This window comes from Flavobacterium sp. GW821-FHT12A05, assembly GCF_058807735.1.
Genome location: NZ_JBXAQY010000007.1, coordinates 215,841 through 232,788 on the forward strand (window position 1 = coordinate 215,841; position 16,948 = coordinate 232,788).

The 16,948-nt window shown below is 33.8% G+C and carries 14 protein-coding genes; 4 read left to right on the plus strand and 10 right to left on the minus strand.

The window, feature by feature from the left end:
- Positions 1–63: 63 nt before the first annotated feature.
- Positions 64–663, minus strand: a complete 600-nt coding sequence (locus tag AC1RRQ_RS17470; protein WP_493024307.1) for a lipoprotein signal peptidase — start codon at positions 661–663, stop codon at positions 64–66.
- 120 nt (positions 664–783) lie between these two features.
- Positions 784–990 (minus strand): hypothetical protein, encoded by a 207-nt coding sequence (locus tag AC1RRQ_RS17475; protein WP_493024308.1) that lies wholly within the window; start codon positions 988–990, stop codon positions 784–786.
- A 178-nt stretch (positions 991–1,168) separates the two neighbouring features.
- On the opposite strand from AC1RRQ_RS17475, the gene AC1RRQ_RS17480 reads away from it, so the two are divergent.
- Both AC1RRQ_RS17480 and AC1RRQ_RS17485 read left to right on the plus strand, forming a co-directional pair.
- Positions 1,169–1,525 (plus strand): roadblock/LC7 domain-containing protein, encoded by a 357-nt coding sequence (locus AC1RRQ_RS17480; protein WP_493024309.1) that lies wholly within the window; start codon positions 1,169–1,171, stop codon positions 1,523–1,525.
- 32 nt (positions 1,526–1,557) lie between these two features.
- Positions 1,558–1,938, plus strand: coding sequence for a hypothetical protein (locus tag AC1RRQ_RS17485; RefSeq protein ID WP_493024310.1), 381 nt, complete (start codon positions 1,558–1,560; stop codon positions 1,936–1,938).
- Positions 1,939–2,176: 238 nt separating this feature from the next.
- On the opposite strand, the gene AC1RRQ_RS17490 is transcribed toward AC1RRQ_RS17485, so the two are convergent.
- The 6 genes from AC1RRQ_RS17490 to gdhA form a co-directional block, all read right to left on the minus strand.
- Complete coding sequence (locus tag AC1RRQ_RS17490; RefSeq protein ID WP_110307084.1) at positions 2,177–2,557, minus strand: TraR/DksA family transcriptional regulator; 381 nt, start codon at positions 2,555–2,557, stop codon at positions 2,177–2,179.
- A gap of 11 nt (positions 2,558–2,568) precedes the next feature.
- Positions 2,569–5,970 carry an isoleucine--tRNA ligase gene (ileS, locus tag AC1RRQ_RS17495; RefSeq protein WP_493024311.1) on the minus strand — a complete coding sequence of 1,134 codons (3,402 nt, stop codon included), beginning with the start codon at positions 5,968–5,970 and terminating at the stop codon, positions 2,569–2,571.
- A gap of 227 nt (positions 5,971–6,197) precedes the next feature.
- Positions 6,198–7,790: a hypothetical protein gene (locus AC1RRQ_RS17500; protein ID WP_493024312.1), complete on the minus strand. Its 1,593-nt coding sequence runs from the start codon at positions 7,788–7,790 to the stop codon at positions 6,198–6,200.
- 48 nt (positions 7,791–7,838) lie between these two features.
- A complete protein-coding gene (gene recO / locus AC1RRQ_RS17505) occupies positions 7,839–8,552 on the minus strand; it encodes a DNA repair protein RecO (protein ID WP_493024313.1) in 714 nt (237 codons plus the stop codon).
- Positions 8,553–8,707: 155 nt separating this feature from the next.
- Positions 8,708–10,990, minus strand: coding sequence for a type IX secretion system anionic LPS delivery protein PorZ (gene porZ, locus AC1RRQ_RS17510; RefSeq protein ID WP_493024314.1), 2,283 nt, complete (start codon positions 10,988–10,990; stop codon positions 8,708–8,710).
- Between the two features lie 128 nt (positions 10,991–11,118).
- On the minus strand, positions 11,119–12,462 hold the full coding sequence (gdhA, locus tag AC1RRQ_RS17515; RefSeq protein ID WP_493024315.1) for an NADP-specific glutamate dehydrogenase: 1,344 nt from the start codon (positions 12,460–12,462) through the stop codon (positions 11,119–11,121).
- Positions 12,463–12,784: 322 nt separating this feature from the next.
- On the opposite strand from gdhA, the gene AC1RRQ_RS17520 reads away from it, so the two are divergent.
- Positions 12,785–13,576 carry a THC0290_0291 family protein gene (locus tag AC1RRQ_RS17520; RefSeq protein ID WP_493024316.1) on the plus strand — a complete coding sequence of 264 codons (792 nt, stop codon included), beginning with the start codon at positions 12,785–12,787 and terminating at the stop codon, positions 13,574–13,576.
- A gap of 79 nt (positions 13,577–13,655) precedes the next feature.
- On the opposite strand, the gene AC1RRQ_RS17525 is transcribed toward AC1RRQ_RS17520, so the two are convergent.
- Entirely contained in the window at positions 13,656–14,798 is a 1,143-nt protein-coding gene (locus AC1RRQ_RS17525) for a cystathionine gamma-synthase (RefSeq protein WP_493024317.1), read from the minus strand.
- Between the two features lie 104 nt (positions 14,799–14,902).
- On the opposite strand from AC1RRQ_RS17525, the gene AC1RRQ_RS17530 reads away from it, so the two are divergent.
- Positions 14,903–15,646: a DUF3298 and DUF4163 domain-containing protein gene (locus AC1RRQ_RS17530; protein WP_493024318.1), complete on the plus strand. Its 744-nt coding sequence runs from the start codon at positions 14,903–14,905 to the stop codon at positions 15,644–15,646.
- Positions 15,647–15,742: 96 nt separating this feature from the next.
- On the opposite strand, the gene AC1RRQ_RS17535 is transcribed toward AC1RRQ_RS17530, so the two are convergent.
- Positions 15,743–16,888: an ATP-binding protein gene (locus AC1RRQ_RS17535; RefSeq protein ID WP_493024319.1), complete on the minus strand. Its 1,146-nt coding sequence runs from the start codon at positions 16,886–16,888 to the stop codon at positions 15,743–15,745.
- Between the last annotated feature and the right edge of the window lie 60 nt (positions 16,889–16,948).

Below are 16,948 nucleotides of genomic sequence, written 5' to 3' on the forward strand. Positions count from 1 at the left end.
TGCAAGCAATTAACACTTCAAATATTGGAATTTGGAATTATGTTTTGGAATTCCTAAAAATAATTATGCGTGTTTAGGAAATGCTCTTTTATTAAAAACCAACAATACTCCAACTCCTGTTGAAATCGCCATATCGGCAACATTAAAAATAGCATTGAAAAACATAAAATGCTTTCCTCCAAAAATTGGCAGCCAAGAAGGAAGATTACCTTCCCAGATAGGGAAATAAAACATATCTACCACTAAACCATGAAACCATGTTCCGTATGGATGCGGCGAAAAAAGTGTTGCTAAGTTATGCGTACTGTCGTCAAAAATTACTCCGTAAAAAACAGAATCGATAATATTTCCGGCAGCTCCGGCAAAAATTAAAGCGATTGAAACGATCAAATAAGTAGAATGACGTTTCTTTACTGAATCTGCTAACCAATATCCGATTCCGAATACTGCAAAAATTCTAAAAACCGTTAAAATTAGTTTTCCATATTCCCCTGGTATTTTTGTTCCCCATGCCATTCCTTCATTTTCTATAAAATGAATTCTAAACCAATCAAAAAGAACAACTTCCTCGCCTAATACGAAGTTTGTTTTTACATAGATTTTAGAAAGCTGGTCGACAATTAAAACTAGAAATATAAGGAAATACGCTTTTCTTAATGACATTTTATGATTTTTTGATGCGCAAAAATAGCAATTAAATCAAAAAAAACGCTCCATTAGGAACGTTAATTGTTTTGTAATAAAACTAAAACGGAGCTGTCTACTCCAAATCCTGAATTAAATCTATTTTTTTGCAGGTGCTTTTGCGGGGCTGTCTGTAAAGAAATCCGATATAGATTTAAAAATGCCTTTACTAGGTTTTCCGGCTGCAGCCCTCTTTGCTTCTGCCTTCTTAACATCTGCTTTGAATTTGATACGGAACTTCTCAAATTCCTTCATTCTGTGTTCAACATCAGAATTCACATCTTTGAATTTCAATACTTTAGCCATTGTGTAAGTTTTTTAAGTAAAAAAATAAAATATTTAACGATTTGGTTCTACAATAATACATAATTTAATTTATATTTGTTAATAAAAATTAACACTTGTTTAGGACAAAACACAACTACAACCCGAAATACATACCAAAACGAACTAATTTTAACATTTCTCCCAAACCTTACAAAATATGAATGAAATAACTACTATTCTAAACAAATTTTTGGTCGATACTAAAGCAAGCGCCGCTTTAATTCTAAACGGAAAAGGAAAACTAATCACTTCCCTAAATCTGGACTATGGCGACAGCATTGCCGCAATGAGCGCAGCAATCTTATCAATGAGCGAGAAATTTTTGCTTGATCTGGAAAAAGGCTCTTTAAAACAACTTTACTTAAAAAGTTCCGATGGGGTTGTCGTCGGAAATAAAATAAGCGGTTCAAACTTCGTCATTGCTTTTTCAAAAGAAGGAAGTAACCTTGGCTTATTAATGCATTCTACAGACGAATTATCTGTAGAACTAAGCAAAAATTCCCTATTAAAATAACATAGATCTATTAACCACAAACCCCAAAAACTATGAGTAATGACTTTTTAAACGTGTTTTTGAATGAAATGAAAACTAACGTAAACGGCTTTATAGCAGTAGCTGTAACAGAAATTGAGACAGGATTAAGTTTTGGAAATTTAACGGTAGACACCGCTTTCGACCCTGAACTTGCTGCCGCCTATAACCTGGAAGTTGTAAAAGCAAAATTAAATGCTGTAAAAGCTTTGAATTTAAATCAGGATATCGAGGATATTTTGATCACACTTTCAAATCAAATTCACATTATTGACATTTCGCCAAACAAAAAATTCATGATCTATCTTGCTGCCGACGCAACCAAAGCAAATCTTGGAATGACAAGAGCGGTTTTAAGAAAACACAAAGCAGATTTAGAAAAAAATCTTGCCTAACTTTTCATTTTAATTAGAACTATCTTTAAACAGATAGTTCTAATTAAAATATTTTTTCAATCTATTTCGACGTTTTTCTCTTTCTTACAAAAGCATCCCGGCTTCTTGTACTTGGTTTTTATTGTTTGCAATTAATTTCTTCCCAAATAACAAAATCCCTTCTTATCCTCAAATACAAAAAACATTAAACAAAAAAAAACGCCCCTTAAAGGAGCGCTTCTTAATAGATATTTTTTTATTATCTCTGCAAGTTTTTGGCTTCGATACTCATTGTTGCATGAGGAACGATTTTAAGCCTTTCTTTGCCAATTAATTTACCTGTTACTTTGCAAATACCGTAAGTTTTATTTTCTACACGGAAAAGCGCGTTTTTTAAATCACGAATGAATTTTTCTTGTCTGATAGCCAACTGAGAGTTTGCTTCTTTAGACATGGTCTCACTTCCTTCTTCAAAAGCTTTAAAAGTTGGAGAAGTATCATCAGTTCCATTATTTAAATCATTCATATAAGCACTCTTAATCAAATCAAGATCTTCTTGCGCTTTTTTTATTTTTGCCTGGATTATTTCTTTGAACTCTGCTAAATCAGCATCAGAGTATCTTGTAATTTCATCTATCATGGTATTATTCTTTATTTTGAAATTAATATCAATGTTTTAATATCATCAAACTCAATTTCTGTGCCGTTTTCTAAAGCGTCAACAAAAACCAAGTCGTCTGTTAGTGTCTCAGACTTAATATAGTCTTCATTTTTTGAAACTGCTTCTTCTAAAAGACCGTTTCTTTTTATTTGTATCTTAATTTTATCAGTAACTTCAAATCCTGAATCTTTACGGATATTCTGAATTCTGTTTACCAATTCTCTCGCGATACCTTCATTTTTCAATTCTTCAGATATTGTAATGTCAAGTGCAACTGTAATTCCGTTTGAATTTGCAACCAGCCATCCTTCAATATCCTGAGATGTTATTTCGACGTCTTCTAATGATAAAGTTACATTATTTCCAGCAATAACAATATCTAACGTTCCCTGCTTGTCTAACTGGTTGATCTGATCTGCAGAAAAACCTTGTATCTCCTTAGAAATCAATCCCATATCTTTTCCAAAACGTGGTCCAAGGGCTTTAAAATTAGGCTTTATCTGCTTAACCAAAATACCCGATGCATCGTCTAAAAGTTCAATTTCTTTCACGTTTACCTCTGCTTTTACCAAGTCAGAAATCGCTTCAATTTCAGCTCTCTGATTCTCGTCAAGTACCGGAATCATTACCTTTTGCAAAGGCTGGCGAACTTTAATCATCTCTTTTTTACGCAATGATAAAACCAAAGATGAGATAGTCTGCGCCTTCTGCATTTTGCTTTCCAACGTTTTATTAACAAAGTTTTCGACAAATTTTGGAAACTCAGCCAAGTGAACACTGGCAAAATTCTCAGTTCCTGTAGAAGCTGTCAAATCTCTGTACAATTTATCCATGAAAAAAGGAGCGACCGGAGCACTTAATTTACTGATCGTTAATAGACAAGTATAAAGTGTTTGGTAAGCTGCAATTTTATCATGAGCATATTCGCCTTTCCAGAAACGACGACGACATAAACGAACGTACCAGTTACTTAAGTTTTCCTGAACGAAATCAGAAATTGCTCTTGTAGCTTTTGTTGGTTCATAATCTTCGTAACACTCGTCAACAAATTTTATTAATGAATGTAATTCAGATATAATCCATTGATCGATTTCCGGTCTTTCGTTTAACGGAATTTCTGCTTCAGCATATTTAAACCCATCGATATTTGCATATAACGAAAAGAATGAATATGTGTTGTATAATGTTCCGAAGAATTTACGACGAACCTCAGCAATTCCTTCAAGATCAAACTTTAAGTTATCCCAAGGATTTGCGTTCATAATCATATACCAGCGTGTGGCATCCGGACCATATTCTTCAATAGTTTTAAACGGGTCTATAGTATTTCCTTTACTCTTAGACATTTTAATTCCATTTTTATCCAAAACCAAACCGTTTGAAACTACGTTTTTATACGCTACTTTATCAAAAACCAATGTTCCGATAGCGTGCAGGGTATAAAACCATCCACGAGTTTGATCGACACCTTCTGCAATGAAATTCGCAGGAAAATCTTTATTCTGGTCGATTTTATCTTGATTTTCAAAAGGATAATGCCATTGTGCATACGGCATTGCTCCAGAATCAAACCAAACGTCAATTAAATCACTTTCGCGTTTCATAGGCTGGCCTGAAGCCGAAACTAAAGTAATTTGATCGACAACATTTTTGTGCAAATCAATTAAATCATAATTTGATTCAGACATGTTTCCGATTTCGAAACCTTTAAATGGGTTTTCTTTTTGAAAACCAGCTTCGATCGATTTTTCGATCGCATTGTATAATTCTTCAATAGAACCAATAAGAACTTCTTCTTTTTTGTCTTCAGTTCTCCAAATTGGCAACGGAATTCCCCAATATCTAGAACGAGATAAGTTCCAGTCGTTGGCATTTTTAAGCCAGTTTCCAAAACGTCCTTCACCAGTAGATTTAGGTTTCCAATTGATAGTTTCGTTCAGGTCGAACATTCTATCTTTTACATCGGTTACTTTTATGAACCAAGAATCTAGTGGATAATATAACAACGGCTCATCAGTTCTCCAGCTGTGTGGATAACTATGTACGTATTTTTCAACCTTAAAGGCTTTATTTTCTTCTTTTAATCGAATAGCAATTTCAACATCTACAGATTTCTCCGGAGCTTCGTCTGCATTGTAATATTCATTTTTAACATATTTACCAGCCAAATCACCTACATGCGAAGTGAATTTTCCTTGTAAATCTACTAATGGCACTGCTGTTCCGTTTTCATCTAAAACCAGCATTGGCGGTACTTCCGGCTTTGCTTCTTTTGCTACCTTAGCATCATCTGCACCAAAAGTAGGCGCGGTATGCACCACTCCTGTTCCGTCTTCGGTAGTAACGAAATCTCCCGCAATTACTCTAAATGCGTTCTCAGCATTTTGATAAGGCAATACGTAAGGCAGTAATTGCTCGTAACGGATTTCTACTAAATCTGCTCCTTTTGCTTCGGCTAAAATTTTATACGGAAGTTTTTTATCGCCGTTTTTAACATTATCAAAATCAGCGTCGTCTTCACTTAAGAAATACCCTTTTGCAAATTGTTTTCCAACTAAGTTTTTAGCTAAAACAACATTGATTGGCTCAAAAGTATATTGATTGAATGTTTTTACTAAAACATAATCGATTTTTGGCCCAACTGTTAAAGCGGTATTCGACGGCAATGTCCAAGGCGTTGTCGTCCAAGCCAAAATGTGAATATCTCCAAAACCTTGTAAAAAGCTTGGTAATGTTTCCGGCAACGTTTTAAACTGCGCCACGATTGTAGTATCAGTAACATCACGGTAAGCTCCAGGCTGATTTACTTCGTGAGAAGACAATCCAGTTCCTGCTTTTGGAGAATACGGTTGAATTGTATACCCTTTGTACAACAAACCTTTATCGTAGATTTGTTTTAAAAGCCACCAAACCGACTCCATATATTTTGGTTTATAAGTCACATACGGATCTTCCATATCAACCCAATATCCCATTTTTTCGGTCAAATCATTCCATACGTCTGTATAACGCATTACGGTTTTTTTACACGCTTCGTTATATTCTTCGATAGAAATGGTTTTACCAATATCTTCTTTTGTAATTCCTAATTCTTTTTCGGTACCTAATTCTACAGGTAAACCGTGAGTATCCCAACCGGCTTTTCTTTTTACCTGAAAACCTTTTTGAGTTTTATATCTGCAAAAAATATCCTTAATCGCACGTGCCATCACGTGGTGAATTCCTGGTAATCCGTTTGCTGAAGGCGGACCTTCAAAAAATACGAAAGGTTCAGCACCTTCGCGAGTTGTTACACTCTTTTCAAATATATTTTCTTTCTTCCAAAAATCAAGAACTTCTGACGCTGCAGCTGGCAAGTCAAGTCCTTTGTATTCAGTAAATTTTGTACTCATTTTATCCTTTTCTTAAACGAGGTGCGAAAGTAAGGAATTTTGAGTAAAATAGATAAAAGATGAAGGAAAAAAGACCATTTTGAACCAATTTATAACATAATTTTTAACAAATGCTAACGTTTTAAATGGTTTCAAAAGGAAACCGGGCGAAAATGGTTGAGATTTGAGCCAAAAAAAACTACAGCCGCAAACTGTAGTTCTTTTTTTATTTCAATTAAAATTAAATTTTATTTACAAGCGTCTAATGCTTCTACAAATTTTCTAAGCGAATTAAGATCGTTTTGAAATTCTGTTCCATTTGCCCTTGCAACTAATTTAGGACATGGCCGCGCTAATTCTACAAACTTAGATTTTGTATTCATCTGCCAGCCAACAGAACTTGTAGAAGAACCTGTGGCTTCACCTTGTTTTTTGATGATTATCTCGCTATTTGCATATCCGTACAACGAAATTGTTTTTCCGTTTAAAATTTCACGAACAAATCTAAAAACTGGTTTTGATCCCGCTCTTAAAGCTTCTTTAAAAGATACGGTTGAATAAAAATCATTTTCCTGAAGAACTAATTTTGTAACCTGATCTGCAAAATAGGTCTTAAAAATATGATTGTGATTTCCGTTTTCATCCGGAATACTTACTGAAATTTTTCGGTCCAAATTTTCTAATGCTCTTATTTTTGCATACCCTGAAACAGTATCATTTGTTGTTAAAATAAGAGAAACCAATTGGTATTTTGGATCATTTTTCAAGAAATAATTCGGGTCAAAATTAAGAGCATCAACTTCCTCATGTTTAGCTCCGTTCGATCGAAGCTCAACATCCATATGTCGGCTTTTAGTCTGATTCACAGCAAACATCTCTCTTAAATTTTCATTTTTAAGTTTTATGCTTTCTGCGTCTGAGGCATCATATTTATTTTCAATTAACTTGGCACACCAAACATCAGATTCATCCGGCATATCTAACCAATGATAGATAACAGCAAGATTAAAATAGGCTTCATATCGAAGTTTTCTGTGTTTTCTTTCATCTTCAGCATAAGTTTTATCGATTCCTTTAAAATACTCAATTAAGGGTTCTAATTCTGTTTTTAAAGCTGCAACATCTTCATTATACTCCATTTTATTAAAAATCGCCTTAATACTGGTAAGCGCTTTAACACTACTGTCATATTCCGGATGTTTTTTAGAATCTAAAATCCATACATAGTCTGATGTTTGCTCTACTATATAACCATAATCACGATTTAATCTGTATTCAATATTAGAAACAATATTCGACCAATAATTACTTTTTAACTCTCCAGGTGACAAAAAACTGCTTGCGTTTGCTTCTCCCGGATTTCTAAATGACTTTAGTGTCGTATAACTATTATCTAAACTATATTTTTTATTTAAAGACGGGTCTGCAGCACACACCACATTATAACTCCCGTAATCCCTGCATTTAAAAACATTCGTAAATACGGTAACAGGAACTTCTACTCCATTTGCATTTCTTTCAAAAATCACTTGCTTTGTTACTTGTTCTAAAATCGAAACCGAATTCTCTAAATTGAAGACAATTTCAAGATAACCATTTGAAGCTACTCTCGAAAATCCATCTATACCTGAATTTTCTTCTAAGTATTCTTTTGCCCCCTTTGGATCAGCTGCATTAAGAGAGTTAATCGTGATACTAAAAGTTCTGTTTTTTCGGTCTAAAACAGGTTTTGGAGGAAGATTTACATAAGATACATTAAAATTGTGCGGATCTAAATCGACAGATTGCGAAAAGGCGGGGTTTATTAAAATAAGAAGTAAAAAAGTAATTATTCTTTTCATATAAATTGGTTTTTGGTGTGCCAAATATATGAAATTAGGCTACAGTTCTTAAGAAAAGATTTCTTTCAAAATATCCAGCGATTTTGGTCTTTTAAAACCCTCTAAATGGGAGCTGTAAAAATCAATTAAAATTTTAAGAAGCAATTGTCTCTCTATAACATGAAAGATTTTCTGGCTGTTATCAAATTTTAGTTCAAGGAGTTTTTTAAGCAGATTTGTTTCATGTTCAGAAAGAGCCGTTGAAGTCTGAAAATGCGTAAAAATCCCTTCGTTCATTTCGAAATAAGGCAAGTCAATTTCAGAAACATCAGGATAAAAACCCAGATACTTTGTAATTTCCAAAAGTAAAATTAAATGGAAATTTGAAATTTCGTCGTGATGATCGAGCCAGGTTAAGGCAGTTTCTAAAAACACAAAAAGCGGTTCGTTTTTTTCTTCTTCCTGAATCGAATAATGAAGCATTTCAGACAGAAACATCACGATTGTACTTTTAAAAATATCAGTATGAATGGTCTGAAACGGAACTGCGGTTTTTATTTCTTTGAAGTTTTCTAAAGTTCCTTTGTTTTTATGGACAGCTTCGATTTCTAAAATAGACAATGGTTGAAAATAAGCAATTTTCTGACTCGCTTTTCGACTGGAAAAAGCATCGCGCACAAAATAAGATTTCAGTCCGCTTGAAAGTGTAAAACATTTTACAATCAAACTTTTTTCCTGAAATTTTAAAGATGAAATTACTATTGCTTTTGTTTTGACTTGCACAATTTTAGATTGTAGATTTTAGATTGTAGATTTTAGATTGTAGATTGTAGATTTTAGATTGTAGATTTTAGATTTTAGATTTTAGACTTTAGATTTTAGATTATGAAAACTGTCACTGAATACTGAGACTGAATACTGAGACTGAATACTGAGAACTATCGAATAATCATCACTTTCTTGACTTTAGTTTCACCTCCGTCTTGTGCCGAAATAAAAATCATATAAACACCTGATGCCACTTTATATCTTCCAAAAGCAGTGGTGTCCCATTCTATAGTTCCTCCTTCTGAAGTCGTTTCATAAACTAAGTTTCCTTCGATATCTGTAATTTTAACATTGGCTTTATCTAGTAAACCGGCAACTTTTACGGTTCCTGAATAATTAGGTCTAACCGGATTTGGATATACAAATACATTATTCAAATCTTCATTTGCTCCGGTTGCGATTCCTTTAAACGAAATCATTCCTTTGTTAGTTACTATAAAAACCTCGCCCGTTGTGCTGTTAATTTTAATATCGTTTATCGTATTACTTGGCAGAGGCGAATTGTTGATTGTAAAATGATATTTAGTTTCCTGACCGTTTTGAGAAACCATGAATATTCCCGAATCTGCAGTACCAATCCATTTATTATTTGCTCCATCTACTACAATCGAAGTAATGAACTGTTCGTACATTAATTCCTGCGCCAGATTATCATCCATTATAATAATTGGATTTGCTTTTAACTGGCTGTCTGTTTGAAAATTTCCAATATTAGACAAAACCCTTAATCCTTTTGTAGTTCCTATCCACAATTGATTTTTATTATCGATTGCGACAGATCTAACGTCAGCCGTTGGCAGATTTCCAGTATCAGCGCCTGTTGTTATTTTTTTAAAAACATTACCGTTTTCATTAAAAGCAATCACTCCGTCATTATAAGTCGATATCCATTTTGTGTTGTTTTTATCAATCACGATATTAGCATAACTTGTACTTTCGGCATTATTTAAAATCGTACTTGTTGCATAACTCTGCCAGCTTCCGTTTGGTTTTAAAACCTTTAATCCGTTTTTAATTCTGCTGTTTGTTACCCAGAGATTTCCTGATTTATCAAATGCAGTTCCGTTTATACGAACATCAATATAATTTGGTCCTTCAAAAGTTAAACTTTCTAAACCGCTGTTTTTTTCATTAAACAAATAATTCGGAATATCATTTTCTATCCGCAGTAATCCAGAGAAAAAAGAACTCGCATAAACTTGTTTTTCATTATTAGGATTAACAATAATACGCGTAATTGATTTCGCATCATAAACTTCTGAATATGGGATATTTAACCATTTCGAGTTATTAAGTTTACTTATACCATAACGATCTAATCCATAAGGATTATAATAAATGTCATAATCTCCATAAACTGCCCAAAGCGAATTTGGCGTAACATCTATCGAGAAAATATTATTACGAAGCGGCCCATCTGGAGTACTGTTTTCAAAAGTTCCTGCTCCGGAAAGTGACGAAGAAAACAAACCTTTTTCTTTTGTTCCGATGTAAATTAAGTCGCCTGCTGCCGATGCACATGAAAAAGTTAAATTGGCCTCGGGAAGCTGCGTATTCACAATCTGACGATTTAAAACCATTTGATTGTTATAAACATAAACCGTGTTTGAAGTCGTAACAAACAAATTATGATTAACCGCACGCATGTCCTGCGCAGATTGCGGTAATTGCGAAAACCCAACAAATGTATTCGAACTATAGCGATGAATATTACCACTTGCGTTTATTGCAATTAATTGTGTATCCAGAGTACTTATATTTGACCAATCGCCTGAATTAACGACCGTCCATTGGCTAAAATCAATTAAATTAGGATTGGTGCTGTCTGCTCTTCTAACTCCTGTAGAAGTTGCTGCAAAAATAAATCCGTTAAAAAAGGCTGTTTGTCTTACGCTGATTTCAGCTCCATTATCTCCAATAAAATAAGTATCTCCAAACTGCGATGTTGACAAATTAAACTGCACAATTCCAAAATCACAGGATACATAAAGCACTCCATTGTTTTCTAATAGATGATTGATTTTTTTAAGACTTGCCGGTAATTGTTTATTAATGATGTCGACTTTCTTTATCATGCTGCCGTCGGTTTCATTAATGACAATCATCAAACCATTTTCATAGCCTACAATTGTTTTTTTGAATGCCTCGCTGTGATAAACCGCAGAAATAGTCTGCCCTGAAAGTCCATCAACTGTTGTGGTTGTTTTTAGAATATTAGCAGCAGAATTTTTAGAAAACAATGCATTTTCTGATGCTGCAAAAACTCTTGTTGGAGATTCTGATATATCTTTTATTTCATTAAATGAAAAATATCCCTGCCATGACAATTGGCCTTGAGCAAAGCCAAATTGAAACAAAAAGAAAAATAAAACACAACAATATCTTCTCACCATTTTTAATTTATTCGGATAAACAAATATAGTACAAACGAAAGTATTTGTTTTTTGTTCTGGCATAAATAAAAAAAATGCCCTCGATTTATCTTTTGATAAATGAGAGCATTTTTTAATTGTAATGAATCTTATACTACACCCTGCGCAAGCATAGCATCGGCAACTTTAACAAATCCTGCAATGTTAGCTCCTTTTACGTAGTTAACATACCCGTCTTCTTCTGCACCGTATTTTTTACATTGGTTATGAATTCCAACCATAATATCTTTTAATCTTAAATCTACTTCTTCGCTTGTCCAGTTAAGACGAATAGAGTTTTGTGTCATCTCTAATCCAGATGCAGCAACCCCGCCGGCATTTGCCGCTTTACCAGGAGCAAAAAGTACTTTATTATCTAAGAATAATTTAATAGCATCTAAAGTAGAAGGCATATTTGCAGCCTCAGTTACACACAGAACACCATTATCTATTAATTTTTTAGCATCATCTCCGTTTAACTCGTTTTGAGTAGCACATGGAATTGCGATATCTACTTTTACTTCCCAAGGGCTTTTCCCTTTATGGAATACAGCATTAGGATATTTTTCTAAATATCTTTCTGCTCTATTATCTCCAGTAGCTCTCATTTCAACCATGTGTTCAATTTTTTCTCCAGAGATCCCTTCTTCATCATAAATGTATCCGTCAGGACCAGAAATTGTAACTACTTTACCTCCTAGTTCATTTACTTTTAAAGCAACACCCCAAGCTACATTTCCGAATCCAGAAATAGCAACTCTTTTACCTTTAATTTCGTGTCCAATAGTACGAAGCATTTGGTCTGTAAAATAAACAACACCATAACCTGTAGCTTCTGGTCTGATTAATGAACCTCCATAAGCCAAACCTTTTCCAGTTAAAACTCCTGTAAATTCATTTCTAATTCTTTTATATTGACCAAACAAGTAACCAATTTCTCTTGCTCCAACTCCAATATCTCCGGCAGGAACGTCAAGATCAGGACCAATATGACGGCATAATTCTGTCATAAATGATTGACAGAAACGCATGATTTCTCCATCAGATTTTCCTTCCGGATCAAAATCAGATCCTCCTTTTCCTCCACCCATTGGAAGTGTAGTCAAACTATTTTTAAATACTTGTTCGAAAGCAAGGAATTTTAAAACAGATAAGTTTACGGTATGGTGAAATCTAATTCCTCCTTTATATGGTCCAATTGCAGAATTCATTTGAATTCTAAAGCCTCTGTTTACGATAATCTCTCCTTTATCATCAACCCATGGAACTCTAAAAATTATAGATCTCTCCGGCTCAGCTATTCTAAGAAGTAAATTTTTACCATCATATTTTTTTCTTTCCGCGATAAATGGAATTACCGTTTCTGCAAATTCTCTAACGGCTTGAAGAAATTCTGGCTCGTTTGGATTTTTTGACTCAACAAGAGCCATAAATTCATTTATTTTTTGTTCCATCTTTAAATAAATTATTCAAATAATAGTTTTAAACTTAATCAATTAAATAAGAAAATACGTTTTAAGAAAACGTTTTCGTTACAACATGCAAAGATAAATGAAATTGATCATGGTTTGTTATTTTTTTTCGTTTTTAAAGGAGAATTGTGTAATTTCTAAACAAAAATTAAAATACAATTTTTCCCTTCCGAAATTACTTCAAATTACCCTACTTAAAGTCAGAAAATTAAGTGTTTTGTTACTAATTTTTTAATAGAAGTATTTAATATTTTGATTAGACTAGGTTTTTTATATATTTGCCCAAGATTTGAAAGCCCCAACCATGTTTAAATACCTATATACCACGATTTTCGCCTTATTTGGATTTTCTACAATAGCAACAGCGCAAGGCATTGCACAAGAAGTAGGAGTTATTTTCGGACCTGTATCTTTTCGATCTGATTATGGCGAGAGAAACAATTTTGACACCACCATTGGAAACACCGGATTTGGAGTTGGAGTTGTACACTTCATTAACTTTTCTGCCAATAATAACAGAGAAAGCTTCTTTACAGAACATTTTAAAGTTAGATCTGAGTTATCTTTCAACACAACCAAATTAGAACATTTTGGCCACTGGGTAGAAAGAGAGAAAGAGAAAGGTCTTGTAAAACACCTGCAGGCTATGCACGGAAGTTCTACTTTAGTAAACCTTGGAGCTCAATTAGAATTTTCTCCTTTCATGAAAATTCATGATTTCGAAAACACAATTGGTAGCTTTAGCCCGTACATCAGTTTAGGTTTTCAGGTTAGTTACTATTCTACCAAAGTCGATTCTAGATTAGGCCAATTGGGTCTTCCTGCAACTACTTTTCCAAAATACTTAACTCCTTCAGACGGACGCCAGCATGGTTTCTCAAGCGAAAACGGAGTAGTTTTATCAGGAACACTTGGTGTTGGAGGCCACCTTAAAATTGCCCCAATGAGCGATTTAATGGTAGAAGTTCGTTATCAGGGGTATACTTCTGACTGGGTAGACGGTCTTAACCCAAACAAAGATCTTTACAAAGAAAACAAAAGCAACGATTCGCAAGTATGGCTCAATGTAGGATACATTTACTACTTAGAATTCTAAAAGATATTTCAAATAAAAAATCCCAAATTCCAAAATCATTACGATTGGAATTTGGGATTTTTTTTATTTGAAATTTACTCTATGCTAAAGCTTGTTCTAAATCTGCGATTAAATCTTCTGCATCTTCAATACCAACGCTTAATCTAACTAAATCGTCAGTAATCCCAACTTCTGCTCTTTTATCTGCAGGAATCGATGCATGTGTCATTAAAGCAGGATGATTTGCCAATGATTCAACCCCACCTAAAGATTCAGCCAGAGTAAATACTTTTAGTTTCTCTAAAAACGCAATCGAATCTTCTTTTTTACCTGATTTAAATGTAAAAGAAACCATTCCGCCAAAAGCTTTCATTTGCTTTTTAGCAATTTCATGAAATGGATGGCTCTCTAATCCAGGATAATAAACTGTATTTATTTTTGGATGTTTACTCAAGTACTCTACTACTTTTTCTCCATTTTCGCAATGTCTCTGAACTCTTAGCGCAAGTGTTTTGATTCCTCTTAAAACCAAAAAGCTGTCCATTGGCCCTAAAGTTGCTCCGGTTGCAAATTGCTGAAAATGCAATTGTTCTCCTAAAGCTTCGTCTTTTACGATTAAAGCTCCAGCAATAACATCAGAATGCCCGCCTAAATATTTCGTAGCCGAGTGCATTACAATATCAGCACCTAAATCAAGAGGTTTTTGCAAATATGGCGTAGCAAAAGTATTATCTACAGCAAACCATATTTTATGTTCTTTCGTGATTTTTGCTACTTCGGCAATATCAGCCAATTTCATTAACGGATTAGTTGGCGTCTCCACCCAAACCAATTTTGTATTTTCATTGATTAATGATTTCAGTTTTGCGATATCAGTCATATCAACAAAATGAAATTTAATTCCTGAATCTTTATAAATTCTAGAAAACATACGGTACGTTCCGCCATATAAATCATCCATTGCGATAACTTCGTCACCCGCTTTAAACGATCTTAAAATACAATCTGTAGCCGCTAAACCAGATGAAAAAGCCAATCCGCGAGTACCATTTTCAATACTTGCTAAAGCTTCTTCAAGAGCCGTACGAGTTGGGTTCGACGCTCTGCTGTATTCATAATCTGCCAAAGGTTTACCCGGACTTGTCTGAATAAAAGTTGAAGTTTGATATACCGGAGGCATAACAGCTCCTGTACTTGGATCATGATGCTGACCACCATGTATTACTTTTGTATTGAATTTCATATAGTTATAAATTTTGAATCCATAATTGTAGTACAAATTTACCGCTTAATTTATTTTATCCTGACACAACTTCTTACCTTTGTATATAATTAACACTTTTTGATATGAAACAGTATTCATTTTTAGTCTTTCTGTGTTTGATTTTTACGAGTTGCAACAAAGAGCTTTCATTTGAAAATGAAACGTTTGAAGAAAAATCAACGATTCCGTGCGAAACTGACTGCCCAAAAATTACCATAGATATTCCTATTGCAAAAAAAATCCCTGTCGTTGCAGACAGCATCAATAAAAAAGTATTCGCAGTTGTAAAAGAAATTATTTATTTCGGCGAAGACTCAACAAAAGTCAATGATTACAAATCTTTGTCGAAATCTTTTATTGCTTCTTATGAAGAAATGCACCAAAAATTTCCAAATGATACCTTTGGCTGGGAAGGAAAAATAACCGGAAATGTCGAATTCGAATCAGATCAGATTATAAATATTAAAATAGATCATTACACCTTTACCGGCGGCGCTCATGGTTATCAGGGTTTTCGATCTTTATTATTTAATCGAAAAACAGGAAAAACCATCTTTAACGATCAAATTTTTAAAAACGAAAAAGACTTTAAGGCTTTCGCCGAAAAGGAATTCAGAACCAAATATAACATTCCCGAAAATGCAAACATAAATGCAACCGGATTAATGTTTGAAAATGATAAGTTCCAATTACCACAAAACATTTTTTATACCTCAGAAGGTTTACTTTTATATTACAACTCTTATGAAGCCGCTTCTTATGCCGACGGCCCAAAAGAGATTTTATTCCCTTATGATAAAGTGAGTAAGTTTTTGAAATTTCAGTAAATAATTTCAGTATTGGTTAGACGCACTGCAGTACGTCTCTATATATCAGTCTCTAAAAAAACCTCAGAACCTTAGCTTCTCAGCAACTTAGAACCTTTATTGAACATCATACTTCATCTTCCTCAAAACCCTCAAAGCTTCTTTAAAAGATAAATATGCCTGTCCGTAAGGCTTTAAAAGTAATTTAGCATCGATTAGTTTTTGCTTAGCATCATCGAAACCATTCAAATAACAAATCATGAAAGTCGAAGGCAGATTTTCAAGATCTTTCATTTCACGTTCCGATAAAGAAATACACCTCTGTAATTTTTGAAGCAGCGCCATATTTGAATTGTAAATATGGAATAACATTTTCCGATTAAATTCAGGCGGTTGAAAAAGTATCTGACGATCAATTTTATAATAACCATTATCAAAAAAATGAATTGTTTGTTCTTCAAGCGGATAATAACTGGTTTTGTCGTTTAAGCCAAGAGGAACATATTCTGTAATAGTAAAACTATCATCGTCATAAAATATAGTAACCACATCCTGCGCCGAATAAAAAAGCTTAACCTGTTCATTAATCAATTCAATATCTACGCGGGACAAAAAAGTTTTATCTCTCGATTTTTTAGGAACTCCCGCCCAGCAAATCACAAACAATTCCTTAAAAACACGATACTTTGGCGACATATCTTTATGCCTGAAATTCATAAAATCGATAACCCCGTCCAACGTATATTGGATACTGTTTCTTGAACTATTTTCAATTCCAATTACAGTTTCGGTATTCTGATTATTTTTTTCGACTTCCTCATGTTCTTCCACAGGGATGGAATTACTGCCTCGTCTTATAAAAACACTATTGGCAAGTATGGTATGAATTCCTTTTTTAAAATAGGAAATTTTGCTTTTAGGCTTTATCGTAACTAAACCAATAACTTTATCTTTTGGAAGATTGGGAAATGGTACGTTTTCGTATTGAATTTTTGGAGGATTTTCTAAAAAAGCATTAACGAGATTCTGAATTCGGCTGTCATCGAAGAAATCGTCGCCTACAATTTCATTATCCTGATCTTCTACTCCAACAACGATATAAGAATTATTAGCCGGATTTGAATTAGAAAGTGCACAAATATGTTTAAGAAACTTTGCTTTACCTTCCCGAGAATGAAGATTCAGCTGCCTTTTTTTATCATAAAAACTGCTCTCGTCATTGTGAGCAAGTAGATTTTTTATTAAAAGGCGCTTATTAATCATTTATTTTTAGATTATTAGACTAGCTTAGATTTTTAGACTTCTTAGATTTATGATTTTCAG